At 46.7% G+C, this 25,419-nt stretch carries 24 protein-coding genes and 2 pseudogenes; 4 read left to right on the top strand and 22 right to left on the bottom strand.

Going from position 1 to position 25,419, the window contains the following annotated elements; all coding sequences use genetic code 11:
- Positions 1 to 43: 43 nt before the first annotated feature.
- From LKD37_RS03800 to LKD37_RS03760, 9 genes are all read right to left on the bottom strand, one after another.
- A complete protein-coding gene (locus LKD37_RS03800; RefSeq protein WP_002610370.1) occupies positions 44 to 247 on the bottom strand; it encodes an excisionase in 204 nt (67 codons plus the stop codon).
- A gap of 409 nt (positions 248 to 656) precedes the next feature.
- Positions 657 to 908 (bottom strand): helix-turn-helix domain-containing protein, encoded by a 252-nt coding sequence (locus LKD37_RS03795; RefSeq protein ID WP_002610366.1) that lies wholly within the window; start codon positions 906 to 908, stop codon positions 657 to 659.
- Positions 892 to 1,332 carry an RNA polymerase sigma factor gene (locus LKD37_RS03790; protein WP_002610364.1) on the bottom strand — a complete coding sequence of 147 codons (441 nt, stop codon included), beginning with the start codon at positions 1,330 to 1,332 and terminating at the stop codon, positions 892 to 894. The genes LKD37_RS03795 and LKD37_RS03790 overlap by 17 nt, the downstream gene beginning before the upstream one ends.
- A gap of 492 nt (positions 1,333 to 1,824) precedes the next feature.
- Entirely contained in the window at positions 1,825 to 2,322 is a 498-nt protein-coding gene (locus LKD37_RS03785) for a hypothetical protein (RefSeq protein ID WP_002610362.1), read from the bottom strand.
- 22 nt (positions 2,323 to 2,344) lie between these two features.
- Complete coding sequence (locus LKD37_RS03780) at positions 2,345 to 3,373, bottom strand: sensor histidine kinase (RefSeq protein WP_002610358.1); 1,029 nt, start codon at positions 3,371 to 3,373, stop codon at positions 2,345 to 2,347.
- On the bottom strand, positions 3,370 to 4,053 hold the full coding sequence (locus tag LKD37_RS03775; RefSeq protein WP_008727270.1) for a response regulator transcription factor: 684 nt from the start codon (positions 4,051 to 4,053) through the stop codon (positions 3,370 to 3,372). The genes LKD37_RS03780 and LKD37_RS03775 overlap by 4 nt, the downstream gene beginning before the upstream one ends.
- A 37-nt stretch (positions 4,054 to 4,090) precedes the next feature.
- On the bottom strand, positions 4,091 to 6,241 hold the full coding sequence (locus LKD37_RS03770; RefSeq protein ID WP_002610354.1) for an ABC transporter permease: 2,151 nt from the start codon (positions 6,239 to 6,241) through the stop codon (positions 4,091 to 4,093).
- On the bottom strand, positions 6,231 to 7,013 hold the full coding sequence (locus tag LKD37_RS03765) for an ABC transporter ATP-binding protein (protein WP_002610352.1): 783 nt from the start codon (positions 7,011 to 7,013) through the stop codon (positions 6,231 to 6,233). The genes LKD37_RS03770 and LKD37_RS03765 overlap by 11 nt, the downstream gene beginning before the upstream one ends.
- A gap of 105 nt (positions 7,014 to 7,118) precedes the next feature.
- A complete protein-coding gene (locus tag LKD37_RS03760; RefSeq protein ID WP_003533355.1) occupies positions 7,119 to 7,304 on the bottom strand; it encodes a helix-turn-helix domain-containing protein in 186 nt (61 codons plus the stop codon).
- A 160-nt stretch (positions 7,305 to 7,464) separates the two neighbouring features.
- On the opposite strand from LKD37_RS03760, the gene LKD37_RS03755 reads away from it, so the two are divergent.
- The 4 genes from LKD37_RS03755 to LKD37_RS03740 all read left to right on the top strand — a co-directional run bounded on the left by LKD37_RS03755 (position 7,465) and on the right by LKD37_RS03740 (position 9,964).
- Positions 7,465 to 7,824 carry a helix-turn-helix transcriptional regulator gene (locus LKD37_RS03755; protein ID WP_286439335.1) on the top strand — a complete coding sequence of 120 codons (360 nt, stop codon included), beginning with the start codon at positions 7,465 to 7,467 and terminating at the stop codon, positions 7,822 to 7,824.
- A gap of 243 nt (positions 7,825 to 8,067) precedes the next feature.
- Complete coding sequence (locus LKD37_RS03750; protein WP_002610348.1) at positions 8,068 to 8,397, top strand: plasmid mobilization protein; 330 nt, start codon at positions 8,068 to 8,070, stop codon at positions 8,395 to 8,397.
- Positions 8,358 to 9,704 carry a relaxase/mobilization nuclease domain-containing protein gene (locus LKD37_RS03745; RefSeq protein ID WP_002610346.1) on the top strand — a complete coding sequence of 449 codons (1,347 nt, stop codon included), beginning with the start codon at positions 8,358 to 8,360 and terminating at the stop codon, positions 9,702 to 9,704. The genes LKD37_RS03750 and LKD37_RS03745 overlap by 40 nt, the downstream gene beginning before the upstream one ends.
- A gap of 2 nt (positions 9,705 to 9,706) precedes the next feature.
- Positions 9,707 to 9,964, top strand: a complete 258-nt coding sequence (locus tag LKD37_RS03740) for a hypothetical protein (RefSeq protein WP_002610344.1) — start codon at positions 9,707 to 9,709, stop codon at positions 9,962 to 9,964.
- A 179-nt stretch (positions 9,965 to 10,143) separates the two neighbouring features.
- On the opposite strand, the gene LKD37_RS03735 is transcribed toward LKD37_RS03740, so the two are convergent.
- From LKD37_RS03735 to LKD37_RS03670, 13 genes and pseudogenes are all read right to left on the bottom strand, one after another.
- Complete coding sequence (locus LKD37_RS03735; RefSeq protein WP_002610343.1) at positions 10,144 to 10,506, bottom strand: cysteine-rich VLP domain-containing protein; 363 nt, start codon at positions 10,504 to 10,506, stop codon at positions 10,144 to 10,146.
- Entirely contained in the window at positions 10,503 to 10,709 is a 207-nt protein-coding gene (locus LKD37_RS03730; protein WP_002610341.1) for a transposon-transfer assisting family protein, read from the bottom strand. The genes LKD37_RS03735 and LKD37_RS03730 overlap by 4 nt, the downstream gene beginning before the upstream one ends.
- Before the next feature lie 2 nt (positions 10,710 to 10,711).
- On the bottom strand, positions 10,712 to 11,656 hold the full coding sequence (locus LKD37_RS03725) for a hypothetical protein (protein ID WP_055153478.1): 945 nt from the start codon (positions 11,654 to 11,656) through the stop codon (positions 10,712 to 10,714).
- Between the two features lie 3 nt (positions 11,657 to 11,659).
- Positions 11,660 to 15,493, bottom strand: a complete 3,834-nt coding sequence (locus LKD37_RS03720) for an antirestriction protein ArdA (RefSeq protein WP_302927990.1) — start codon at positions 15,491 to 15,493, stop codon at positions 11,660 to 11,662.
- A 154-nt stretch (positions 15,494 to 15,647) separates the two neighbouring features.
- Entirely contained in the window at positions 15,648 to 17,738 is a 2,091-nt protein-coding gene (locus LKD37_RS03715; protein WP_002610336.1) for a DNA topoisomerase 3, read from the bottom strand.
- A 201-nt stretch (positions 17,739 to 17,939) separates the two neighbouring features.
- On the bottom strand, positions 17,940 to 18,668 hold the full coding sequence (locus tag LKD37_RS03705) for a DUF4366 domain-containing protein (RefSeq protein ID WP_181972612.1): 729 nt from the start codon (positions 18,666 to 18,668) through the stop codon (positions 17,940 to 17,942).
- Complete coding sequence (locus LKD37_RS03700) at positions 18,658 to 18,915, bottom strand: DUF4315 family protein (RefSeq protein WP_055153476.1); 258 nt, start codon at positions 18,913 to 18,915, stop codon at positions 18,658 to 18,660. The genes LKD37_RS03705 and LKD37_RS03700 overlap by 11 nt, the downstream gene beginning before the upstream one ends.
- Before the next feature lie 31 nt (positions 18,916 to 18,946).
- Entirely contained in the window at positions 18,947 to 20,983 is a 2,037-nt protein-coding gene (locus LKD37_RS03695) for a C40 family peptidase (protein WP_302928018.1), read from the bottom strand.
- 49 nt (positions 20,984 to 21,032) lie between these two features.
- Positions 21,033 to 23,457 (bottom strand): annotated as a pseudogene (locus LKD37_RS03690) (VirB4-like conjugal transfer ATPase, CD1110 family).
- Entirely contained in the window at positions 23,405 to 23,809 is a 405-nt protein-coding gene (locus LKD37_RS03685; protein WP_035394369.1) for a PrgI family protein, read from the bottom strand. Before LKD37_RS03685 ends, LKD37_RS03690 begins: the two are co-directional and overlap by 53 nt.
- Positions 23,810 to 23,830: 21 nt before the next feature.
- Complete coding sequence (locus LKD37_RS03680; protein WP_032510986.1) at positions 23,831 to 24,700, bottom strand: VirB6/TrbL-like conjugal transfer protein, CD1112 family; 870 nt, start codon at positions 24,698 to 24,700, stop codon at positions 23,831 to 23,833.
- A gap of 18 nt (positions 24,701 to 24,718) precedes the next feature.
- Positions 24,719 to 24,811: pseudogene (locus LKD37_RS03675) on the bottom strand (Maff2 family mobile element protein); the annotation flags it as partial.
- A gap of 89 nt (positions 24,812 to 24,900) precedes the next feature.
- The coding region (locus LKD37_RS03670; protein WP_302927988.1) for a DUF4368 domain-containing protein at positions 24,901 to 25,419 on the bottom strand (519 nt) is incomplete at its 5' end.

Below are 25,419 nucleotides of genomic sequence, written 5' to 3'. Positions count from 1 at the left end.
TATGCTTATCCCATTATAGCACATTCAAGGCTCAATTTCACTATCAGATTGTGTCTATGGTATCAATCATTTTTTCAAACTGTTTGCGCTTGATTTGAATACGGTTGCCGTTCATAATAACCCACCCGGCGGCAGGATTTTCCTCGGCTAATTTACGCAGCTTGTTTTCTCCGATACGGAAGTATTTAGCTGCTTCATCTATCGTAAGCGTGTATTTTTCCCAAATAGGCACGTCGGCGTTACTCATAGTATCGTCCCCCTTTCAATATTAGGAAAAGTGAATAGTAAAAGGGGCTTTAATCGGACGGCTGTTAGCACAACCTCGCGGGAGTTCCACCCCTGCCCGTTAAGGCAGCTCTACCCAATGCCTGCGACGCTTTTAACGCTCGGACTATGGCTATAAAGGCTTGTCTACCCTTAGTGCGTGTCGTCGCCCACAAGCCGCTACACTTGTTCCCCGGCGTGGTGGTGGTCGCTCGACTTTCTCCAATAGAAGAAAAGCGTCATGGCGCACCTGCCGTATGGCTCAACGCAAAAAGGACGTATCCGATTTGCCCTATACTGCGTCGCCGTTATCTTGCGTCGCTTTCTTTGTCAAAGAGCAAGTAAGGTCAAGTCAACAGGCAGCGGAAAGGGGGACGCTGCTTGTGGTTATCTCAAACCTTGAATGAAAGGACAGCCCGCATAAGACGCGAACGCAAGCGGTCGCGTATATCCTCATCTATGCCCCAATAGATATTTCCGCGCTCATCACGCAGCTTTCGCATAGACAGGGACGCTATGTAGCTTTCGTAATGCTGTACGACAATGTTCATAGCTTCCGGGTCGCCCTTAGTAGCGGCTATGATTACCGGGTAAGGCAACAAGCCGCGTTCGTCCTGTTCTGATTTACTAATCTGTGCAGTCATAGGCTTTTTCCTCCAAATAGCGTTTTAACAGCTTCATTGAGCTTGTCCGGCGGGACTGTACCGTTGTCCTTGACAGATTACAAAACTTTGCAATCTCGCGTTCGCTCATGTCAAAGAAATAATACAGCAGTACGGTTTCCCGCTTTTCTTCCGGCAAACTGTGCAGGGCTTCGGCAAGCAGCTTCGCAGTAATTTCTTTGCCGCCGACAACGAAAGACTGTTCTGCTTCATCATCTGCAAAATACTCGTCGCAGACGTAGAGCTGTTTTTCTTCCAGTGGCGACAGGTCAGAAAAAGTAACCTCGCGTAATTGTCGCTGCTTTGTGTCCCTGTGGGCATTCATAGCTTCTCGCTTCAACGCCAGTTTGCAAAAGCCGTTAAAAGCACAACGGATTTGCCATTGGGTACGAATAGGCTCGTTCATGTTCTCACCTCCTTTCGCTGCCGCGAAAGCGGTGGAGTTTGAAATGTCCCCTTTCGTAAACCCTCAAACCAACGCACTTCAAAATGGACGTTGGTTTTAGAAATTTTTTGAAAAAGTTTTTTGATAAAATACAAAATGCGCCCGTCTGCAAATTGCAGACAGGCGCAAAGGAATTATCAAAAGTATATGTATGATTTGTGAGTTCATCTATGTAGCCAGAATAACCCGTTGGCGGGTAATGGCTTTTTTTGATAACAGTCTATTAGGGCATAGGAAAAAGGACATGACGATACCTCCTTGATACCGCCATGTCTTTATCTAGTAGGAGAGTTATCGTTAGAATTTAGATAGATAAAAAGAAACGGCGGCTCTGAAAATCAAAGCCGCCGAAATAGAATAGGCGCGTGAAAACCTGTCTGCGTTGCGACGGCTTTTTTTCTTTGCCGTCGTCCGGCAGATGTTCTATACTATGTCAATTTCAAAAATTTCTCATTATCCTTTATTACTTTTTTGTTTTGTCTTATGTAAAAGCAGGATAACCAAAACAGAAATAGCTATACTGCATAGAATATATGTCCAATTAAAATATGATAGATTTATTAAATTCTGTGCTGATTGATTTTTAATGAAGTTTGTATATGGTGCGTTACTCTTAATCGCTTCCATAACTCCTACAACATTTATCGGTCTTAAATTGTATAAGTACGCACCAAATAAATATATTGCTGCTTTTTCAACGACCGACGGTATTAAAATAGCCAATGCAGCAAGCCATAATTGACATTGCTTGTGGGATTTCTGTAAATATAACGCCCCAAAAAGATAGGGCAATATCGCAAGGCAACAGCCCAAGAGGACAATATTCTGATGAAGCCCAAAGAGGGCAAAGAATATGCGGATAAAAAGATACGTTCCAAATATAATTAACCAATCAATGAGCAAGCTTTTTATTGGCGTGTGCTTTTTTACTATTTCATTCTGTAACTGCATTTCACTACCTCCCAAATAGACGTTACACTTTTGGAAACGTCAAGGTTACGGTTGTTCCACCGTATGAATTGTTTTTAAGCTCCACCGTGATAAATAAGTCAGTTGCCATTTTCTGAACAAGGTATAAGCCCATACCTGTAGAACGACTAAGGTAACTGCCCGTATCTCCGGTAAACCCCTTGTCGAAAACAAAGGGTAAGTCAGACAATGGTATGCTTGTGCCGTTGTCTTTGATAGATAAAGAAATCTGTTCACTATTCATACTATCAGCTATGGAAAATATGAGCCGTGGGGCAAGGTTGTTTCCCACATATTTCACACTATTACTGATTATCTGTCCTAAAATGAACATCAGACCTTTTTTGTCAGAAATCACTTGATAATCGTTTTCGGTATATTCAATAGAAAATCCGGCTTCTTCAAGAAGCGTTAAATTATCTTCAACTGCTTCACGGCAAGTTCCAAGAATTGAAAGCGACTCAAAAGAGTAATCCTTATGTGTAGCCCCAAGCCTTGAAAAGTATAGAATTTGTTCTATATCCTGTCGGGTATGGTCGCGTACATAAAGCATACGAGTATGAACCAAAGGGGACATTTCATCTTTTCGATTATCCAGTAGCAAGGTCATAAGGGATAGTGGTTTTTTGATTTCATGCACCCAATTTTCAACATAGTGTTCATAGTCTGTAACTGTAATTTTCTGTTCGTTGATATATTCTTGCTGCGTCCTCAAATGTTTTCCCAATTCACAGATAAGAGGGCGTATTACAGCGGGAACAGCTTCACACAGTAAGTATTCGTTGGTATCGTCCGGCTCTAATAGAAAACGCCGAAAAATAGCGTCTGCCTTGTTACGTTTTCTGATTGATATAGCAAGAGGAATAGCAAGTGCGGCAAATGACACAAAAATTATCAATGCAGCATAATTTATAAAATAATCAGGGTTAGCCAACCAAGCAAGAAATATAAAGAACAAGTCCAAACAGGCAAGTGTAATAATCCATACCCGGTTAGAGGAAATATAGATTAAAAGTATTTTCAACTTATTCATAAGCGCACCTGCTCTTTCAAGCGGTAGCCTTGACCGCGCACTGTTTCTATACGTTCTTCAAGACCAAATTCACGAAGCGTTTTTCGCAGCCGAGTAAAATTTACTTGTAATGCATTTTCGTCTATAAATTCTTCTGTTCCCCATAGTCTAATGCATAATTCTTTTTTAGAAACAATCTTAGGGCTATTTTTCAAGAGAGCAAGTAATATTTTTCCTTCGTTCGGTGGCATAAGGTAAGAGCTATTCCCTACATAAATTGTAAAGGTATTCGGGTCAAGTAAAAAACCACCTCCATCAAGTAACCCTTGCTGTACCTGTTCTTCTTTACGTCGAAGAAGATTTTTAATTCGGGCAAGTAAACGTGACATATTACAAGGTTTTGTTAAATAGTCATCAGCCCCCAAGTCTAATGCGTGCAGTTCGTCCTGCAATTTATCTCTTGCAGTCAATACGAGTACCGTACCAATCTGTTTAGCTTTCAACTCTTTACATATTTCAAAACCCGAACGAAAGGGAAGATTGATGTCAAGCAAAATTAAGTCGGGAAAATATGCTGCTATTTCTGATACTGCGTTTTCAAAATCCGATAATCCAATCGTATCATATCCCGATTTTTCTAATAAGTTCAACAGTTCTTCTCGCATATAAACATCATCTTCAACCACAACTATCTTTGCCAATATGTCCGCCTCCTTTCCCATAATATTTATAAGCCTGTTAAGAATTGGGCTTGTAATTGAGCTTTCCTATTTCACGATTAGCTGTTCGAGCAACAGCCACACCGTAAATTACCATAACAAGAACAACAATAACAGCCATAGCAATTAAAAGAGGATAGGACTGTTCAAGGTGTGCCGCTCCTGAATATAAATATAGCTGCATGGCATATATCCCTACTGCTCCGCTGATACACGCTAATATAAGAGGAAGCAGGAAATACCATAATACTTGTTGGTTGATAGAACGCTTAATTTGTTCACGTCGTGCTCCTAAAATAGAGAGTGTTAGATACCTTGATTTTGTAGTTTGCATTTGCGTCAAGAATTGCAGGGCAAGTAATGCACACGCAATAATCAAAAACATAAATCCCATGTATAGTGTTGTATAACTTCCGGAAATAACATAAAATAATTGTCGCCCAAAATTATTAAGATAGCTTTCGTAATATAGACCAGATGGTTTTAACAAATCACGAGCTTCCATAATCGGTAACATTAAACCTTTTGTTTCAACAAGTTCATTAGGAATACAAAAGTTCCAATAAACCATACAAGTGTCTGAATTTACAAATTCTGAATATATCTCATCTGAAACAATCAATGCAGTTATAATCTTGATATTTTCATCTGCGGTCAACCCTTTCATCGGTACAGAGGGAACAAGATAAAATGGTCTTTCGTTGATAGAAAGCAACGCTTCATTATTCGCCTGTGCGTCTGCTGCAATTTGATTTAACAGTGTAACCGTTTCATCTTGAGCATTACCTAAAAAATCTGGGTTGAGATAATAGACAACTTCATTGTTCCCAAGGCTAATCTGTTTTTCTCCCGCGGCATCCAATAACCGATTATAGGAAGATACAGGAAGCAAATAAGGAGAAGAACTACCAGTATCAATAAGACCTAAAAGGTTTAAGGCAGCAGGTTGGTCGGAGCCAAAACTATACATACCATCTTCTTGTGTGGCAGGGTCTACTACATCTTGAGGTAAATGCTGCACGATTTGTTTCCTAAATTTCGACCAATCAACAGGAGAACTTATCCCATCCGAAGCAGTGGATTTTATATTTCCTATTTCCATACGGTTCAGATTTGATACATAAGGACGAATTTGTTCGTTGGAAAGATACTTCTCAACAATTTGGTCGTTGCCCATTACAGTAAAGTCATAAACAGAAGTACCTCGTGTCAATTCACTTCCATATGACATTATGCGCACTGAGCCGTCGGTAATTAACATAATAGTAAGCATCATCAGAATGGACGCTACGCTGATTGAAATATATTTATTAACGACATTTTCATGCAACTGCCGTAAAGTAAATACATAAAGTCCTCTTGTGGCTTTGTGTTTTATAGAAGCTGCCCATATACTCAAAATTCTTGCAAGTCCTCGAATAAATAGAATTGTTCCGATAATTCCAAGTAAAACGGCAATAAGCAGCATTGCCCCACTCGCAGCCATAAAATGCTCTACAACAATCCAGTACGCGACAAGCAAAATTACGGTGCCTATAGCAAACGATACGAAACTTACATATGGATTCCCTGTGCGTTGCTTTTTCGCCATCTCTCCATAAACAAGTTGATGTAGCTCTTTACGGAACAGCTTTCCGCATAGAACAAACAATGCTACAAACTGAATAATCAAGAAGCCTAACGATGTGAAAATAGCGGCACTTACAGAAAAACTTAATTGGTGTGTAATGATACCATGCCCTACTAAACGCGCGGTTGTAAGACTTATAGCTTCGGATAAAAAGCCACCGCATACAAGCCCTCCTAAAAGAGCTAAAAACGACGTGATTAGCCCCTCTGTCATTATTTGAATAAATAATTTAATCTTTGTCATTCCAAACATCAAATAAAGCCCCAGTTCTCGACTACGACATTCAAGTTGATATTTGTTTGCAAATACTACGAGAAAGAACACAAATAATAAAGCACAAAGATAAACCGTCGGTAAAAGATTAGTAAGCAACCGTTCTACTGCGTCGCTCTCAATTTCACTTAAAAAACGTATTACGTCCTGTTGTCCAAGAGAAAGCACTATATAAAACATTGCTACGGCTGTTATCATTGTCAGAAAATAAATTAGGTTTTCGCTACGGCTCCGTTTGGCGTTTCGCCATGTGAGATTAAAGAACATTTGCACTTCCTCCCCCCATTTGAGCCATCACTTGTAAAATACGTGCATAAAAATCTTCCTGTGTTTCATTTGGAATTTTACGACGTAACTCATGGAAAATAACACCGTCTTGAATGAACAAAATACGAGAACAGAAACTCGCGGCGTTAGGGTCATGCGTGACCATTAGGATTGTGCGTCCACGCCTAAGATTGATTTCCTGTAACTTCTCCATGAGTAAACGTGCTGATTTTGTATCTAATGCACCTGTAGGTTCATCAGCCAAAATAATATCGGGGTCAGAAATCAAACTACGTGCAGCAGCTACGCGTTGTTTTTGACCGCCCGACATTTGTGACGGAAATTTAGAAAGAACGTCTGTAATTCCAAGAAAATCTGCTATATCTTTTAGCTTTTTTTCCGCTGTAACAATGTCAATATTATGAATTGATAAAGGCAATATAATATTTTCTTTACCAGTTAGATTATCAAGTAAAGCAAAATCTTGAAATAGATAACCAATCTTGTTGCCACGATATTCAGCCAACTTCGTGCCATCAAAAGAGCTTATATTGGCACCTGAAAGTAAAATTTGTCCAGAGGTTGGTTTAATGACCGTAGCAATACAATTCAACAATGTTGTTTTTCCAGAACCGCTGGCTCCCATAATTCCCAAATATTCGCCATTCAGAACATCAAAGGTAATTCCGTTTAGTGCTTTTGTTGGAACCCCCTCTTTGGAATATGCTTTGTGCAAGTCGCGTACTTCTAATAGTTTTTTTGTATCATTCATATCTCACACCTCACATTTTTTGCTTACGCTTATCTTACGAATATAATTTTACTGCATAAGAAGCAACCACACCACTTACAGTTGTTGTAAGGTTTATTTGTTTGTTTATTGTATCTGCATTTTATGTTGTTTCTTTCTCATATCAAAAGGTTTTTCCGCGTTTTTTGGTATCAGCCACATATACCCCAGTTTTGAAACGCCCGGTATGCGATTTTCGCTACAAAGTATCTGTACTCGTCTTTCAGAAATTCCCCATTTCTTTGCCGCTTCGGGACAAGACATATATTCCATAATCAAAACGCCCTTTCCTCAAATTTTACCAGTATAATTATACTCGGATAGCCGAATAATATCAAGTATATGATATGCTCTATTTCAGTCAATAATGTGCTGTGTGTAATCATATCTCGAAAGGAAGATGAAATATACAATGTAGTTGGGTGAAATGACTATGAAGCAGAACAAAGAAAAATTTGATTTTAAGGCTTTCGGGCAAGCCATTAAAGCAGCAAGAAAAGCAAAGGGAATATCACGCAATCAGTTAGCCGATACGCTGAATATTGCGCCCCGATATATCGCGTCCATTGAGAACAGCGGGCAGCACCCAAGTTTACAGATTTTATATGAGCTTGTAACCCTGCTTGATGTATCAGTAGACCAGTTCTTTTTCCCGGAACGGGAACAGGAGAAATCCACGCGCCGCCGTCAGCTCGATACTATGCTTGACGGTATGAGCGAAAAAGATTTGAAAATCCTGTCTGCTACTGCAAAAGGAATAGAGGAAGCCAACAACGACGAAACGGGGGAATAAAGTTCTCTCGTTTTTGTTTATATAGAGTGATTGAAACGTCGCAGATTGCGGCGTTTTTCTTTTGGGAAAGTTCGTCAAATTTGCCGTTCCCGGTGTTGTAGGTAGTAAGGGATAAAGTTTCGTAGCAAGCATAGGAAAAGAGTACCCTTTTCCGTATTTTCGCCCTCCCGTCCTGCGGTGCGTCGGTTGAAAATTGCTTGTTGGGAAGTGTCCCAAACCCTCGGAATGGAAAGGAGCGATTGCATGAACGGACGCAAAAGAAAAATACAAATCAAATTCTATGTAACAGAGGAAGAAAGGGCATTGATTGAACAGAAAATGAAGCTTGTCCCTACCCGGAACATGGCGGCGTATCTTCGCAAGATTGCCATTGACGGGTATATCATTCAGACAGACCATAGCGATATAAAAGGCATGACAGCAGAGATACAGAAAATCGGGGTCAACATCAATCAGATTGCAAAGCGTGTCAATGCGACAGGCAGCGTTTACCAAGAGGACATAGAGGAAATAAAGGGGGTGCTTGCGGAGATATGGCGGTTACAAAGATTAAGCCTATTAAAAGCACGTTGAGCAAAGCCCTTGACTATATCCAAAACCCGGATAAAACAGACGGGAAAATGCTTGTGTCCTCCTTTGGGTGCAGCTATGAAACGGCAGATATTGAGTTTGGATTTACGCTTGCACAAGCCATAGATAAGGGAAACAATCTCGCCCACCATTTGATACAGTCCTTTGAGCCGGGAGAAGTAGATTATGAGAAAGCCCACGAAATCGGAAAGCAGCTTGCCGACGCGGTAACAAAGGGACAGCATGAATACGTCTTAACTACCCACATAGACAAAGGGCATATCCATAACCATATCATTTTTTGTGCGGTCAATTTTGTTGACTACCATAAGTACAATTCCAATAAGCGCAGTTACTACGGCATACGGAACATGAGCGATAAGCTGTGCCGGGAAAACGGGCTGTCTGTTGTCGTTCCGGGCAAAGGCAGCAAGGGAAAAAGCTATGCAGAATATCAAGCGGAAAAGGTCGGTACAAGTTGGAAAGGCAAGCTGAAAATTGCCGTTGATACGCTTATCCCCCAAGTAGCAAGTTTTGAAGAATTGTTGCAGCGGTTACAGGCAGCGGGTTATGAGATAAAGCCGGGAAAATATATCTCCTGCCGCGCTCCCGGACAGGAACGCTTTACCCGTCTGAAAACTCTCGGTACAGATTATACAGAGGAAGCCATAAGAGAACGGATAGAGGGCAAACGCACAAAGGCAGCGAAAGCTCCCAAAGAGCAGCGCGGCGTATCGCTGCTTATTGACATTGAAAACAGTATCAAGGCACAAGAGAGCCGGGGCTATGAACAGTGGGCGAAAATCCATAATCTGAAACTGGCTGCAAAGACTATGAATTTCTTGACAGAACATAAGATTGAGCAGTACGCAGATTTAGTCAGCCGGATTGAGGAAGTAAATGCGGAAAATGAAAAGACAGCAGACGCATTAAAGAGCGTGGAAAAGCGTCTTGCAGATATGGCGGTGCTGATGAAGCACGTTACTACCTACCAAAAGACAAAACCTGTCTATGAAGCATACCGCAGGGCAAAGGATAAGGACGCATACCGGGCAAAGCAGGAAAGCAGTCTGATACTCCATGAAGCGGCAGTAAAGACACTGAAAGCGGCGGGCGTTACTAAACTCCCCAATCTTGCCGCCATGCAGGAAGAATACGGGAAACTACAAGCGCAAAAAGAAGCCCTTTACGCTGATTATGGCAAGCTGAAAAAACAGGTCAAGGAATACGACGTTATCAAACAGAACATAGACAATATTTTGCGGCAAGGCAAAGAGCCGGAACGGAAGAAAGGAAAGGAACGGGAATAATTATGAAAATGGTTGGTATTACACCATGTTACAGAATAACATTAGAAAATGGCAGTTATGGCGTAGAAACTTATATTAACGCAGACAGTAAAATCCAAATTACTTTTGAGGACGGAAATACACTTATCGGATATATAGAATGTGTGGAATATGGAACTTATTCCGATGAAAATGATACTCTGGTTATAAGGGGAGAGAATGGAGAGCTGTATATCCTATTGGAAAACCGAATAAAGGATATAGAAGAACTGCACGAATAAAGTAAAAGAACAGGGCGCAGACAGCCAACAAAAGACTGTCCGCGCCCTGTTTTATGTAGGTGCGTTTTTGGTATCTGTTACGCAATAGAACGTCATTTTTAGGGGATAAGGTATAAAACCCTTGCCGCGTCATTTTCAAGCACTGAAAGCCCCGTAAATCAAGGCTTTTTTTGCCCCTACTACGTAACAAGGGCGCGCCGTTTTCTCATGCGCTCCGCTGCCTGTCTGCGGGTAATACGCTTCCGGCAGTCCGGGCAGTATTTGACGCTGTTAGAGGTGGACGCAAAAGAAGTTCCGCACTCGGTACAACGCTTTTTATCCTCGGTCTTGAAAAGCTCTGCATACAGCAGCTTATCAAGGGGCAATACGGCGGTCTGAAACCATTTGCAAAGAAGCGAATAGGAAATAAGCTGCGGGCAGACACATTCCTCCCCGTCGTCCAGTAAAATACAGTGTCCGTTATCGCAGTTGCAGCACTCCTTTTTTATAAGGCTGTTGACTTTCCGGCTTTGGGGTGGTGTAAGCCGCTTTATCCCGGTCATACCTCATCAGCGGCGAAAATAGCAAGCTCCGCATACTCATTTTCTGTCAGAGGTGCGATTTTCGCAAGGGTGCGTTTCGCCAGTTCCCGCATATCCTCGTCCATGAACGGCAGCGCAGCGTTGATGTTTTCTGTAAGCCCACGTTTGCCGTCCTCATTGTAAATGCTCAACAGGTTTGTTTCTTCAACTGTCAGTCTAATCATGCTCATACCTCCAATTCGTGATTTTTTGATTTTACAGCCGCCTTTTTCGGGGCGGCTTTTCTTTTGTCAGCGGCAAGCTGCGCCCGGATTGAGGGGCGCACCCTGCGAATATCTGTGCCCCGGTTTTCATTTTTATCAATCAAGGCGTATGTTCCATGTCTGCCCTCGATTTTGGAAAAGGAAAGTGTCTTATAGGGCAACATGGAAAACAGACGGTCGGTGTCCTTAGAGGACGCAAGCTGCATAAATGTCGGGGACAGCTCCACCATGAAATGTGTCCTATTAGGGCTATTGGGCGTGTCCCTGCGCTTCATTTCCTGCACAATGCGCCGCGCTTCGGCTTCAATCAGCCCAGCACGCAGGGCGGCGGTATGTTCCTTGAAGTCGCCCGGTGTCAGTTTATCCCGTTTTTGCTTTTCTTCCCGTAAAAGGAATTGTAGCGCGTCCGGGTCGTTGGGTACTGCTTCAAAGTGTTCAAACTTCCCTAAAGAAGTATCGGGATTTCCGTTAAAATGCTGTCCGGCGGGTATCTCCCTTGTCCCATGCTCATAAATCAACTTGACTGTGTCGGCGGCAAGCGCATTGTCCTTAACGCGCTCATACTGCCTTGCATAGTCAAGCTCATAAAGATTGCCTTTGATTTTCCCGCGCTCCCTGCCCGTCAGCTCGACGGCATAGGCAAGAACGCGGTCGCAGGTCTGCTCTTTGTAAAAACACCATGTATTGTGGGCGGCGGTATCCTTTAGGAACACGTCGCGCTCCTTAAAACAATGCGTCCCGGACGGGCGGCAAAACCATAGCAGCGTCTTATCCTCTCTGTTAGGGCTTGCCGCTGCTTTTGCGATAATCTCCTTGTCAATGTCAAAATCACTTTGGAAAAATCCTGTATTCTGCCGCATGATAGCGTCAAGAGAAGCGAAAATATCCACGTTTTCAAACTTATTCATGCGTCAGCTCCTTTCCAAATCCTGTGTTTTCTGTTTTGCCTGTTTCTTCGGTGTCTGTTCTTTCGCTGCTTTAAGCTGCGCCCGGATAGAGGGCTTCTTTTCCGTTTTTGCTGCCTTGCCACGTTCCTTGTCAGCCTTGACAGTTTCCGCAAGGTCAACAAGGGAAATGGTTTCTCCTGTCTTTACCTTTGCTTCCAATTCTGCGACGGTCGGGGTGTTGTTTATCTGCCCGTCAATCATGTTGTAGTTTTGCTCGGTGGTCTGCTCGGCAGCTTTCAGATAGTTTTCCGGCTGCAAAAATTCCGGCACTTTCTTATAACCGAAGCTGTCTACATAGTGGGCGGTGTCCTGCCCGTTCTGATGAAGCACCACTACGTCGGAAACAGAAAGGCTGTGTCCCTTAAAATCTTTCGGGTGGTCGATATTAAAGCGGGTGTAAATATCTTCAAGGGAAGTCCCCGGCGTAAGAGGTGCGGAATAGACAAGGGCATAGTTTTTCGGGTCTACCCGGTGTCCGGCGGCAATCAGACGGTCGTAAGGCTCAAAACGCAAGTCCCTTGTTTCGTCCCCGCCTTTTATCTGATAAATGGAAAAGGTGTCTTTGTCCTGTGGGGCTTCCTGCTCCGGCTGCTCCTGTGCGGGTTGTTCCTGTGCAGCTACCTTTTGCTGCCGGATATGCGCCCGCTGTAACTCGGTAGGCTTTTCCCCGGTAAGGGGAGCAATCGCTTTCACATAATCAGCCGCATAGTAGGCGTTACTGGTAAGCTGCCGCTGCCATGCCCCGGCTTTTGGCGACCAACGGAAGCCATTACTTTTTAAGGCTTCCCGCGTGGCTTCGTCCGGCTTATCCTCAAAGAAGATTTGCAGTCGGTTCGCTTCGGTGTTTGCTTCCACCTTGCCGCCGTCAAATTCCCAACCTACAAAACCGATTTCTTTTTGCTGTGAAAGGGATTTGATACGATCTTTCACGCGCCGGATTTCTGCGCTGTTGTTGGATAACGCCCAAGTCGCAAAGGGCTTGTCCTCCAAATGCCAACTGCTCGCCATGTCTGCTTTCAATTTTTCCAGTTCCTCCGGCGGTAAATGCGGGCAGCCGTCAAGGGTCTTATGCTTGCGGTAGTAGGCGTTTACGGCTTTCATGGTTTCCTGTGATTTTTCAAGGCTTTCCAGTTTCTTTTCTAACTTCTGTACTGCCTGCGGGTCGTCTGCGCTGATACCGCCCATGCCGGTACTGCGGATTTTATCAAGAAGCCCTTGTATGTCCTGCCATTCCCGGTAATTGCTGTCGCGGGCTGCGTTCTGCTTTTCTTTCTTCCTTGTGGGGAAGTTAGAGCCGCCCGCAATCAGGATAGAGGGAACACGCGCGTCAATCTCATAGCCTTTATTCATGTTCGCCGCCAGTTTCCGGGCATAGGTGTCAAGCAGGCTGTCGATTTTCTCATGGTACATCGGGTCTACCCGCTGTTTCTGCCTTTCTGCAAGTTGTACGGCTTCATCTACATAGTGCCTGTATTCAGCCGTCGCGCTGCCTTGCTTATAATCGGAAAAACTGTTCATATCCTTTGCACGTTTGGCGGCAGCTTCATTGATAGTATAATAAGGGGCGGCGGGTGCAGCCTGTTCCGGCTGTGCTTCTTTTTCCTGTACCGGGGCTGTTTCTTCGGGAAGCTCCGGCGCGGCTGCTTTTGTTTCGGGCTGTTTGGCGGCTTCCTGTGCGGGCTGTGCCTGTTCGGTGGTCTGTTCCTTATCCTGTGCCTTTTGGATTTCTGCAAAATGTCCGTCTATGGTATCAATCAGATTTGCGGCGGTGCTGCGGATTGTTTCAAGAGAGCCTTTCAGTTCTGCAAGTTCTTTTCCGCTGCTCCACCCGGCGATATACCCAAAAGAATAGTCCGACGTATCAAGCCCGTAATGTTGGCAGACCGCATAGGCGACGCTTTCCGCCTGTACCTCGCGGGTGCGGCGGTCGGGGCGTTCCGGCATGGCAAGGGCGGTATCATGCAGCGTGGCGTGGGCGATTTCATGGATTGCGGTCTTGATATTCTGCAATTCGTCCATGCCCTCGTTGTTGAAGATACGCTTTTCCTCATAATTGCAGCGTCCTTTTACGCCGCCGCTTAGTGCTTCAAATCCCATAGCAAACGGGGAAGTCTTTTCAAGGGCAGCGAAAAAATCCTTGTATTGTTCCACGTTGCCCGTAAGCTCATAGGTAAGGGCAGGAAGTTCTTTTCCCTCGGTCTGTGAAATATCAAAGACAGATACTACACGAAAAGCGGGTATCTTGATTTCTTTTTCTTCGGTAACAGGTTTTCCGTCCTTATCGAAAACAGGCTTTTGGGTGTCCGGGTCGATTTTTTCCACCTGCTTCTTGACGGTAAACGGGGACGGTGCAAGTATCTTGATAGCTTTTTCTCCGGGCTTTACATGGCGGTCAAATTCCTTTTCCCATTGTTTATAGCCTTTCACAAGATTGCCGCCCTGCATGGCGATAAGGATTGTATTGTTAAGGCTGTAATCATGGAATTTTGACATGGTACGCAGATAATCGGCGTAACGGTCGCTTTCATACAGTCCTAAAACTCCCTGTTCCAGTCGGTCGGTAATCTCTTTCATTTTATCGGCGGGCTTTTCAGAAGATAGGATAATCGGGAGAACCGGGGGCTGCTCTGTGGCGGCGGTTTGTATGGCTGCGGAAGCGTCAAGGTCTGCCTGTTCCTTTTCCTGTACTGGCGGCTGCGGCGTTACCCGGTATTCCTCCGGCACGTCGCGCCCGTCGTACCACTGTGTAAAGGTGTTGCGGTTATTGTAGATATAGCCCTGCTCGGTAAAGCTGCCCCCGTCATTGATAGCAGCGTCCCGCCCGTATTCCTCATACATGAAATATTTTTTTGCTTCTTCGGGCAGCTCCAACTCGTCCAGTTCTTCAATCAGATAATGCCCGTAATCTTCCTCACTCTGTACGGACGGGTAAAGCCAGTAACAATCAAGGTTTTGTGCAAGGTTGATAATATCCTGCAAGTCCCTTGTATGGTCGCCGTATTCCATAGCTGCAACAAATTTTTCCCGGTCGTCGTCAAACTGCATTTTCAAAAGTTCGCTCAAATAGTTCAGTTCGTCAAGGCTTTCAAGCTCGGTCAATTTTCCTGCCAGTCCTGCAATAGAGGACTGGTATTCTGTGATATGCAGCTCCCCGTAGTTTTTGCCGTCTATCCCGATACGGTCAAAGACTTCTTTCAAATGCTCGGCAGTCGTGGGGAATGATACCCATTCGCCCGCAGGTCTGCCCTCGGTGTACTTTCCAAGATTAGAAAGATACCCGCTTAAAATCGTTTCTACCATGCGTTCGCTCCTTTCGTTTTCAATCATACGGTGCATAAGTTCGTAGTCCTCCATGCTCATGCTCCCGTCAAAAATATAGGGGTCGGGTTCTTCGCCGTCCCGGTAGGCTTTTTCAGAGAAAGGAAGCCCCGCAGCGGGGGCGGCGGCTCTTGCTTCCTCGATAAGCTCCGGCGGCAGCCTGTCGTCGTGGGCTTCGATAAATTCCCCGATATTGCTATATCCGTTTTCGTAGTGGCGGCGCACCCCGGCGGTCAGCTCGTCAAGGTTCATATCATCGCCAAGATAGCCGGAATAATAGCCGTTTACCACAACGGCGGCAGGGTCAGCCTGTTTGATTTCTTCCATGCGGCTTCTGTCCTCCGGGTAAATGTAGTCGCTCATTTCAAGGTGGAAATATTCGGCGTTCCAAGAACGTCCCGTTTTCCAAAACGCCACCCAAGCGATACCGTCCCTTAATTCTTCTTGATAGTCCTTTACGGTGTCCCGTAAACTTGCCATGTGTAACCTCCTTTCTTCGGTTTCAGAGGGTAAAACCCTCCATAAAACAGAGGGTTTGGGAAACTTCCCAACAAGCAAAAATCCCCGCCGTTCTCGGTAGAGAAAGCAGGGATTATACGGAAAAGGGTACTCTTTTCCTATGCTTGCTATTCAGTTATTTCTTCTTCGACAGTTCAATGCGGTAGTTGACATATTTCCCGCCTGTATCAGCCAATACGATAGTTCCGTCGTAGGTTTTGCCCGTCTTTGGGGAATAGAGCTTTTTCACATTTACTTTGCCGGATTGTAAGAGTGCAGCGGCAATTTTGGGGGTAAAGGTTACTTTTCGTTCTTCAAAGAAACGGTCATTTTTCCACATGGTAAAGCTACATTCCTTATTGCTGCAATAGTAGTTTTTCTTTCCCTCATAGACAGGAGAACCGCAGCGGGGGCAGCTTCCCAACGCTTCCCGTTCCGGCTTGAACATCTGCGCTTTATCATCAGAAAGAAACGGATAGGTCTTTACCAGTTCCCGCGCCATATCCTCGATACCCTCCATAAATGCGGCGGGGTCTGCCTTGCCTTTGGCAATCTGCGTCAGATTGTTTTCCCATTCTGCGGTAAGCTGCGGGCTTGTCAAGGTGTCCGGCAGGACACACACAAGATTGATACCGTCCTTTGTGGGAAGTAGCTGCTTGCCTTTTCGCTCCACAAAGCCGCCCTTTACCAGTTTTTCAATGACGGCGGCGCGGGTGGCGGGAGTTCCAAGCCCTTTGCGTTCTGCGTCCGGGTCGGTGTCCTCACTTCCGGCGCGCTCCATAGCAGAGAGCAGCGACGCTTCGTTGTGAGGTTTTGGCGGTGTTGTGTCATGCTCCGTTACCTTTGCCGTCGGATTTTCAAAGGTCTGTCCCTCGGTAAATGGCGGCAGGGTCTTTTCTGTGTCACTGTCTGCGTCGTCCGTTTCGGGCTTGTTCTTTAAGGCTGCCCTGTATCTTCGGTCAATCTCTTTCCACCCGTCGGACAGCACCGTTTTTCCCCTTGCGATAAAAGACTGTCCGGCACATTCAAAAACTGCTGTAACCGCTTCAAAGGTATGCGGTGCAGCGGTCGCCATGAGCAGACGCGCCCCGGCAAGGGTAAGGATATTCCTTTCGCTTTCCGGCAGCGTGGCAAGGTCGGTCTTTGCAAGCTCCATAGTCGGGATAATGGCATGGTGGTCTGATACCTTTTTACTGTTCAGCACCTTTCCAAGCTCCGGCGTGAAGTCTTTTCCCGCCATAAAAGAAAATTTCCCACAAAGCAGCTTGATAATGCCCGCCGCTGTGTCGCTCATGTCGTCGGTCAGAAATGCGCTGTCTGTTCTCGGATAAGTAAGAAGTCTTTTTTCATACAGAGATTGTGCAAGGTCAAGGGTCTGCTTTGCGGTATAACCGAACAGGCGGTTTGCTTCCCTCTGTAAAGAAGTAAGGTCAAAGAGCTTCGGCGGGGCTGCGGTCTTTTTCTCTTTCACAAGGGAAGCACAGACTGCTTTTGACACTTCGCAAGCAGCTTTCAGCTTGTCAGCTTCGGAACGGTCAGATAGTTTTTCGCTTGCAGCTTCCGCGCCGGATAAGACAAGGCGCACATGGTAGTATTTTTCTTTCTTAAATGTGGTAATCGCTGCGTCCCGGTCAACAAGCATTTTTAAGGTCGGGGTCTGTACGCGTCCCACGTTCAAGGTATGATTGTAAAGGACAGAGAAAAGGCGGGTGGCATTGATACCGATTAACCAGTCAGCCTTTGCCCTGCACAATGCGGAAGCAAAGAGCGCGTCGTATTCCTCGCCGTTCTTCAGACGGGAAAAGCCCTCTTTGATTGCGCTGTCCTCCATAGAAGAAATCCAAAGGCGGCGCATAGGTTTCTTGCAGCCCGCCATTTCATAGACAAAGCGGAAAATGAGTTCGCCCTCGCGCCCCGCGTCGCAGGCATTGACGACTTCGGAAACGTCTGCCCGGTGCATAAGCTCTTTTAGGGTTTTGAATTGCTTTTCCTTGTCAGAAGCAACGGTGTACTTCCATTCCTGCGGCAAAATCGGTAAGCTGTCATAGCTCCACTTTTTATATTGTTCCCCGTAGGTGGCAGCTTCCGCAAGCCCTACCAAATGTCCCACGCACCAAGAAACGATATAGCCGCTTCCTGTGAGAAATCCGTCTTTCTTTTCCTTTGCCCCCAGTACGGCAGCGATTGTCTGTGCCACACTGGGCTTTTCTGCGATAACTAAAATCAAATATAAGTTCCTCCTTTCAGCGTTCCGGCTCGGTTTTCTTTTTCTCCTGTACCTGTTTCAGACAGTACCCCACACAAGGGGACTGTCCCTTGTAAGGGCAGGAAGCACAAGCAGGGGGATAAGGAACAGGCGGCGCATTATCACGCCGCCCGTTCGGTTTCTGTATCATCATCTTTTCAAAGGGATTGTTGGTAAACAGGGTCATAGGGTTTCTTCCTCCGTTTCTTCATCTTCGGGAGTTTCCCCGGTATCTGCTTCCGGCTCGTCCTCGTCGTAGTCCTCAAATTCAAAATCTTCAAGGTCGGTATCGCCCTTTACATTCTGCTTCGGCTTTAGAAACTTAAAGTAGTAGAACGCTGCGCCGCCACCAAGCAGGGCAAAGAGGACTAAGGCAAGCACCACACCGGGATTGCCGCCTTTTTCTTTCAGTTCTTCCGGCTGCTCCGTTGGTGTTGGGGTAGGTTCTTTGCCTGTGCAGCCTGTCATACTGGTAACACATACCGGGCAGGACGTGTTTACCTTTCCGACTTCGCATTTTTCCGTACAGTTACAGATTTCCGGCTTTTTGGCAGCTTCGCCGTTTTCGGTCAGTGCCATAAGGTCGGCTTCGTCCACTTGATTTAGGAAATGTACGGTCTGTTCGTCCTCGGCGGCGCGGTCAATGAGGATATAGAAATAGTTGCCGCCTTTGGTGGTAACAGTGATAAGTTGCTTATTGCCGCCGTAATCGTCAACCAGTGTAGCGTTTCCCTTTGGGGTAAGGGGCGGCGTTTCCTCTTTTTCCTCCACAACTACATTACTGTCGTTGGTCGCGTCCCCGGCGGGCGGCTCTGTGGCTGCGCCCTGTGCATAGGCAGGGACAGAAAAACCGCCCATAAGGATAAGGGCGGCACAAAGGGCAGTCATGGTCTTTTTCAGTTTATTCTTCATCTGCATTTTCCTCCTGTTCGTTTTCTTCTGCGGGTGCGGCAGTCATGCCGGGAATACCGCCGCCGGACAGCATAGCGTTCAGTTCCTGCGGGGTCAGACGCATAGCTCGTACAAGCTGCACGATTTCAAGGTTTTCCGCTTCGGTTTTCTGCACTTCCAGTCCTTTTAACTTGTTCTGATACTCTGTGATTTTCTCGCGGGTCTTTGCGATTTCCTTATTGATACGGTCAATTTTATTGTTTGCCATAGGTCATTTCTCCTTTCTTTTTGGGGTTGCTTTACCAGTTCATCAGCCCGTAGCCTTTGATACATTGATAGTTAAGGTCATAGCTCTTTATCTTGCAGGCGTCGCCGGAATTGCCCTCAACGGTATAGACGCGGCTGCCGTCCCTGCCAAGCACAAGCCCCACATGGTCGGCAACGCCGTCTAAATCCCAATCGAAAAAGATAGCGTCGCCCGGTGCGATATTCTCATAGCCGCGTGCGCCCCATTGTCCCCTTGACTGAAACCAAGGGACACCCTGCCATTCGCAGCCCGCAAAGCGCGGTTCGCTTTTTCCGGCTTGATTGTAGCACCATGATACAAAACAGGCGCACCATTCCACGCGGCTGTTAAAGCCGTACCAAGACCAGTAAGGGTAGCCGCCCACATTTCCGACTTGCTGCTTTGCAAGCTCCATAAGCTCTTGATTTCCGGGGCGCGTACCGTTTACAAACTCCACACCGCTTAAATCCTCGGACGGGCTTCCGTCGGGAGAACCGCCGCCAAAAATCAGCGGTTTGTTGCCGCTTGTTTCCAAATACACCCGGTACATTTCAAGCTGCTGTGGCGTAAGAAGTTCCTCCGCAAGCTCTGAAATCGGCTTGTTTGTCAGTTTCACATTTAAGATGTGATACTCATAAGGGACTTCCTCGGTGGTGGTTTCCCCGGTTTCCGGGTCGGTGCTTGTTTCGGTGCGGTAGCGTATTTCCACTTCCTCGGTCAGCGTCAAGGTGTACTGCATGGAAAAGATACGTTCAAGCTCTGCCTGTGCGCTCTGCGGGGTGTAGCTCTGCAAGAGGGCGGTCAAGTAAGACGCAAGTTCGTGGGGGTTATGCCCGATACTGTCAAGGTCGTAGCGGTATTCATCATAGCCGGGGTGGGTGCTTTCGATATTGTCAATCTCACTTTGCAGCCCGTTTTCCAATGCGGCATAGTTGTTTTCAACTGCCACAAGGTCGCTGTCCTCGGATGTGTAGGAAGTGCCAAGCACCCCGTTTGTCAAGCCCGAAAACATAGCCCCGCAAGAGGACAGCCCTGCGGAAATCATAATAAAGAGAAGCAGCGCGGCAACTGCAATCAAAATGCCCGCCGGGTGTCTTGCCGCAAATGCGGCGGCTTTCCTCGTTTCCTCGGCGGTTTTCTTCGCCGTCTTTCTTGTGGCTTCCGCTGCGGCTTTTGCCCCTCCTTTCTTTGCCGCCTTTGCATACTGGCGTTTTATCTGCTGTTTCTGCATGAAACGGGAAAGCGGGTTAGAAGTAAGCTGCGGGTTGTCGTGCAGGGTTTTGTGATACTGGAAGTTGACGTTTGCCTTAAATGCTGCCTTTTCTGCCTTTGCCGCTTCCCGGTAAGGTTTCAGCTTATGGCTGCGGTAGCCCTGTTTTAACTTCCGCGCCCCGTATTTCGCGCCGCGCTCGGCAAGTTCCTCCGATTTATGCGCCCCCTCAACGCCGGAATTGTCCTTTTCAACGGAATGTATCTTGTTGTGGACGAAAATCCCTGCTTCCTGTGCGGGGCGGGACAGCGGGTTTCCTTTTTTGCCGCCGGGTATCGGTTTTTCCTGTTCTTCAAAGTGAAGTCGGGTCTTTGCCTTTCCTGCGGCTTCGTCAAAGGTGCGCTCCTTAACCAGTTTCTTTTGCTTCGGGATAGCTGCCTTTGCTGCGTCCAGTCGGTCAGCGGCTTTGTTTGATTTTTCAATATAGCGTTCCAGTTCCGGGACGGCAAGTTCTTCCTCGGTAAACTGCAAGCGGGAAGATGTTGTTTGTACGGTAACTTCCTCCTGTGCTTTATGTACCGCTTTTTTACTGGCTCTGCGGGTCTGTGCTGCTTCGATATGCTCCATAACGCGCTCTGCTGTGGCGGTGTCCCTTGCGGGGGAAGCTCCCGGTGCGTGGGGTAACGGGGAAGTTTGGGACGCTACACCTTGAAGCTGCGTCCCGTCCTGCGCCGCTTGCTGCTCCGGGGACTTTTGAAAATCCGCGTCCTGTTCCCGTTTACTGATACGCTCGGCGGTCTGCTGTGTTTCGTTTACCTCGATAAGCCCGTCGCGGGTCATTTTCTGCGTGATTTTATCGCGGGATTTATATTGCTTCATGGTCTGCACCTCACTTTCCGCTTTCGGAAACTTCCTCCGGCTTCGTTGTCATTACCCTGTAAAGCTCGGTATCTTTCGGGAAGCGGTCTACAAAAGGCAGCACCACATTTCCATAGAAGATAAGCCCCTCGCCCGCTTCGGTGTGGGTAACATACTTCATCTGCTGCGGGGAAATATTAAGCTGCTTTGCAAGGATAGTACGGTCGCCCTGCGCTTGATTGAGCATGAGGACAAAATCGCTGTTCTCAAAGATATTTTCCACCTCGCGGCTTGCCAAAAGGTCTTTGACGTTCTGCGTAATGGCTGTTGGGATACCGCCCCATTTACGGAAACGCTTCCAAATCTCCACGCTGTAAGCGGCGGTCTGTTCCTCTTTTAAGAGCAAGTGAAATTCGTCCATATAGTAGCGGGTCGCCTTTTTCTCTGCCCGGTTTATCGTTACCCTGTTCCATGTCTGGTCTTGCACAATGAGCATACCTAACTTTTTAAGCTGCTTTCCAAGCTGCTTTATATCAAAGCAGACAAGGCGGTTAGAAAGTTCCACGTTGGTTCTGTGGTTGAATACGTTAAGGCTGCCGGAAACATACAGCTCCAATGCCGCCGCGATACGGGCAGCTTCCGGCTCCGGCTGTCTTAACAGCTCGTCGTAAAGGTCGCCCAAGATAGGCATTTTTGCCGGGTCGGGGTCTGCAAGGAACGGGCGGTACACATTTCTTACAGCCCTGTCAATGACGGTCTTATCGACAGGCTGCAAACCCTCCTTGCCTCCGATAACAAGCTCGCAAAGGGAAAGGATAAAATCACTTTTCAGCGCAAGGGGGTTGTCGTCCTCGCTGTAATTAAGGTTTATGTCCATAGGGTTTACATACTGGGGCTTGCCGTCAATGCCCCTGCCCGTAGGGGAAAGACGTATCACTTGCCCATTAAGACGCTGCACAAGGGAAAAATACTCGGCTTCCGGGTCGCAGATGATAATGTCGTCGTCGGTAATGAGGAAAGCATTTGTCATTTCCCTTTTTGCCGCAAAAGATTTTCCGCTTCCCGGCGTTCCCAATATAAGCCCGTTGGGATTTTTGAGCTGCTTTCTGTCGCAGAGTATCATGTTGTTTCAAGCCATAGTACAGGGCTTGCCCCGTCTGAAAAAGCTCCTGCGTGATAAAGGGAATGAAAATAGCGGTGCTTGATGTGGTAAGCCCCCGTTGTATCGGGATAAGGTTTTCCCCAATCGGCACACTGGATAAAAGCCCTGCTTCCTGCTGATAGTCAAGGCGTGTCAGGCGGCAGTTGTATTTCTGTGCGATACCCGCCGCAGCGAAAATATCATTTTCCAGTTTCCGCTTCGTGTCTGCCATGTTTACCACAAGGAACGTAAGGAGAAACATTCGCTCGTTGCGGCTCTGTAAGTCCTGCAACAAGTTCTTTGCTTCGCTGCCAAAGGTGGCAAGGTCGGACGGGATTATATCCATGTCATAGCCGCTTCTAACCGCTTTTTTCTGTTCCTCAATCTTCATCTTGTCAAGGTCTGTGATTTTGCGCTTAATGGTCTTGATTGCTTCCGACTGGTCGATACTGCGGATATGTAAATTGACGATTACCCCTGTTTCCAAGTCCAGTATGTCGGCAAGCATACGGTCGTTAAGCTCCGGCGCAAGGATTTCAAGGAAGCTCGCCGCGCCGATTTTCTTCCCCATGCGGAAATATCTGCCCTCGCCAAAACGGAAAGAGGACGGGGCGATAAAATCCTTTGTAGACAGCCCCGACGGGGTAAGCCAGTCAAAGGAAAAGGAGAACGGCTCGCCCTCCGGGTGGAATACCCCATGCAGCACCTTTAAGCGTTCATAGCCGGATAAGGGGCGGGCGGTTACGCCAAGCACCTTGAAATTGTTAAGCACGTCGGTTTCGATACGGGAAAGCCTTGACTTTGCAGCCGCCTTGTTATCGGCTTCAACAGTAAAGGTAATGTATTTGTGCTTCACAAGCCCGTTGTTGCCTTTACTAAGCTGATTTTTCAGCATATCCGAATACTCGGTGCGGATAGAGTTAAAAGCGTCCTCCTGTGCGGGGATAGAGATTGCTTTTTCTGCCTGTTCCCGCTGCGTTCCTTGATTGATGAAAGAAAGCTGCACGCTCACGCTCGCGTCAAAGTAGTTGAGGAAATCGCACCAGTTTTCAAAAATGGCGGTCTTATCGTCAGCCTGTGCAAGCTGATAATTGATGTCCTCGAACACGACGCACTTTGAATATCTCTTTTCCGTAACCTTGCAGATACCGTCCGGGTACATGGCAAGGTAGGGAATGGTCTGCTGTGCGGTGCGGGCTTTGCCGTCGCCTTTAGCCTTTCGGATAGCTTCGGCAATCTGTTTCTTTTCGGCGCGGGTCAGCTTACGCCTGTTTCCTGCGGCTTCCCGCGTCTTTTTTGTCTGTCCTTTTGACAATCGCTGATACCTCCTTTTCTAATGCCCGCTGTTTCTCCAAGAGTGCATACAGGTTTTCCGTCTGATACGGTCGCACTTTGGGGCGGGTCAATTTTGTCTGAATGATGTTCTTTACAACCACTTCAAGGGGCTGCCCATGCTTTTCATACATGGCAACCAAGAAGCAGGGAAGCATGACGACAATCATTGCCATTGCCGCAAGGCTCGTCCCTGCGCTGTCTTTGAACAAAAAGAAAAGTGGCAGTCCCATAAGAAGTGCCACTGAAAAACAAAGGATTTGCCGCTTTGTCAGATTGAAAGCGACTTTTGTTTTGACTTTGGATAAGTCTTTGGGTACAGGTACATACGCCAAGAAAAAACCTCCTTTCTGCCCTTAGTGGGCGTTGAATATAGATTTTGCCAGTGCGCCGGATTTGAACAGGGAGAAACAGAGGATAACGGTATAGGCTGCAAGGGAAAAAATCGCGCTGTGCAGGTTGTCCGCTAAGACCATTTCGCCTACCAAAACCGCATAAATGCCGACGCATATCATAATGAGGAAGCCTTGAAAACCAAGTGCAAACAGCCCCTTTAGGTAGTTGTTCCCAATCTGTCCCCATTCCCGGTTTGTCATGGTGGCAAAAGGGATAGGGGAAACGGAACAGTAGGCGTATATCTCAATCATTCTGCCGTAGAGGATAACGGTTATCAGTACGGACATGATTTTCATACAAAGGCTTACAAGGCTCGTTTCCATGACAAGTAACAGTAGTTCGGGGATTTCCATATCTTTTAGTCCCTCCTGCATGGCGGCAAGGGCTTCGGTTACGTCGATATTCGTATCGCCGCCGATTACCCCCGCCGCGCCGGACACAATATGCTGCGCCATATCAAACACCGCCATAGTAATATCAAAGGTGTGCGTTACCAAGAAAACGGCAACAAAGGCTTTGAAAAACCACTTAAAGAACATGAACGTGTCAACGTCGTGCATATTGTTTTTTTCCGTTACCATGCTGATAAGCTCATAACAGAGGACATAGGTAATGACAAGCCCCGCAATGGGTACAATCACATTTTCCGACAGATTTTGTATCATGTTGAAAATGTTCGCGTTCCACCCCTGTGGGGTCTTGCCTACCTCCGCTGCAATGGTGCCTACTTTTTCGTTTACGTCCCCGAACATAGTGGAAAGGTTGCCGTTAATGGCTCCGATAAGGATTTCCTTTATCCATTCGTTAATCGCTTCCAGTATGCTCTCCATAGGCTACCCTCCGTAAACTTATCCGAACAGACCGGAAAGAAGCGGTACAAGGATAGTGCCGATAAGGGCAACACCGCCGCCCGCCATAAGCTGCTTAATGCCCTGTGATTTTACTGATGTTCGATAAAGAAGTAGTAGAAGTGTAAAAATTTTGCCGTTCCTATCCGGCACTTGCGCATTGTGTCGGACAGGTCGGGCGGTTATTCGGGCAAGTCCACCTTGCCAACAAAAGAATAATAAATCTCAATGTCCTGCCTACGGGTCTTGTTCTCGTCATAGCTGCACTCATGCACAACGATTTTCTCTACAAACTCACGCAAGAGGGTGTGGGTCAGTTCTTCAAAGTTCATGTGCTTGCGGACAATGTTCATAAACTTTTCTGCGTTTACGGTGGCTTCCTGCGCTTTAGAAAGCTCCGCCTGTATTCTGGCAACACGCTCTTTCAATTCCTGCTGTTCGGCTTCATAGTCTGCCGAAAGCTCCGTGAAACGCTCGTCTGATATGCGCCCGGTCACGCTGTCCTCATACAGTCGCTTGAAGATAGCGGATAACTCGGCTATGCGTTTCTCGGCGGCTTCCAGTTCCTTTTTCTTGGCGGCGTTCCTGCGCTTGCCCCCGTCCTCGTTCTGCTCAATCAAGAGCTTCATAAACCGGGCTTCATGCTTTGCCGCATAGCTGGTCACTTTCCGCAGATTGGAGAGTACGCCAGCGGTCAAGAG

Origin of the sequence: Brotocaccenecus cirricatena (genome assembly GCF_020687045.1) — a bacterium.
In the GTDB taxonomy this organism is placed as follows: Bacteria; Bacillota; Clostridia; order Oscillospirales; family Oscillospiraceae; genus Vescimonas; species Vescimonas cirricatena.
The sequence above is the reverse complement of the archived record's forward strand: the minus strand, read 5'-3'. Positions and strand labels throughout refer to the sequence as shown.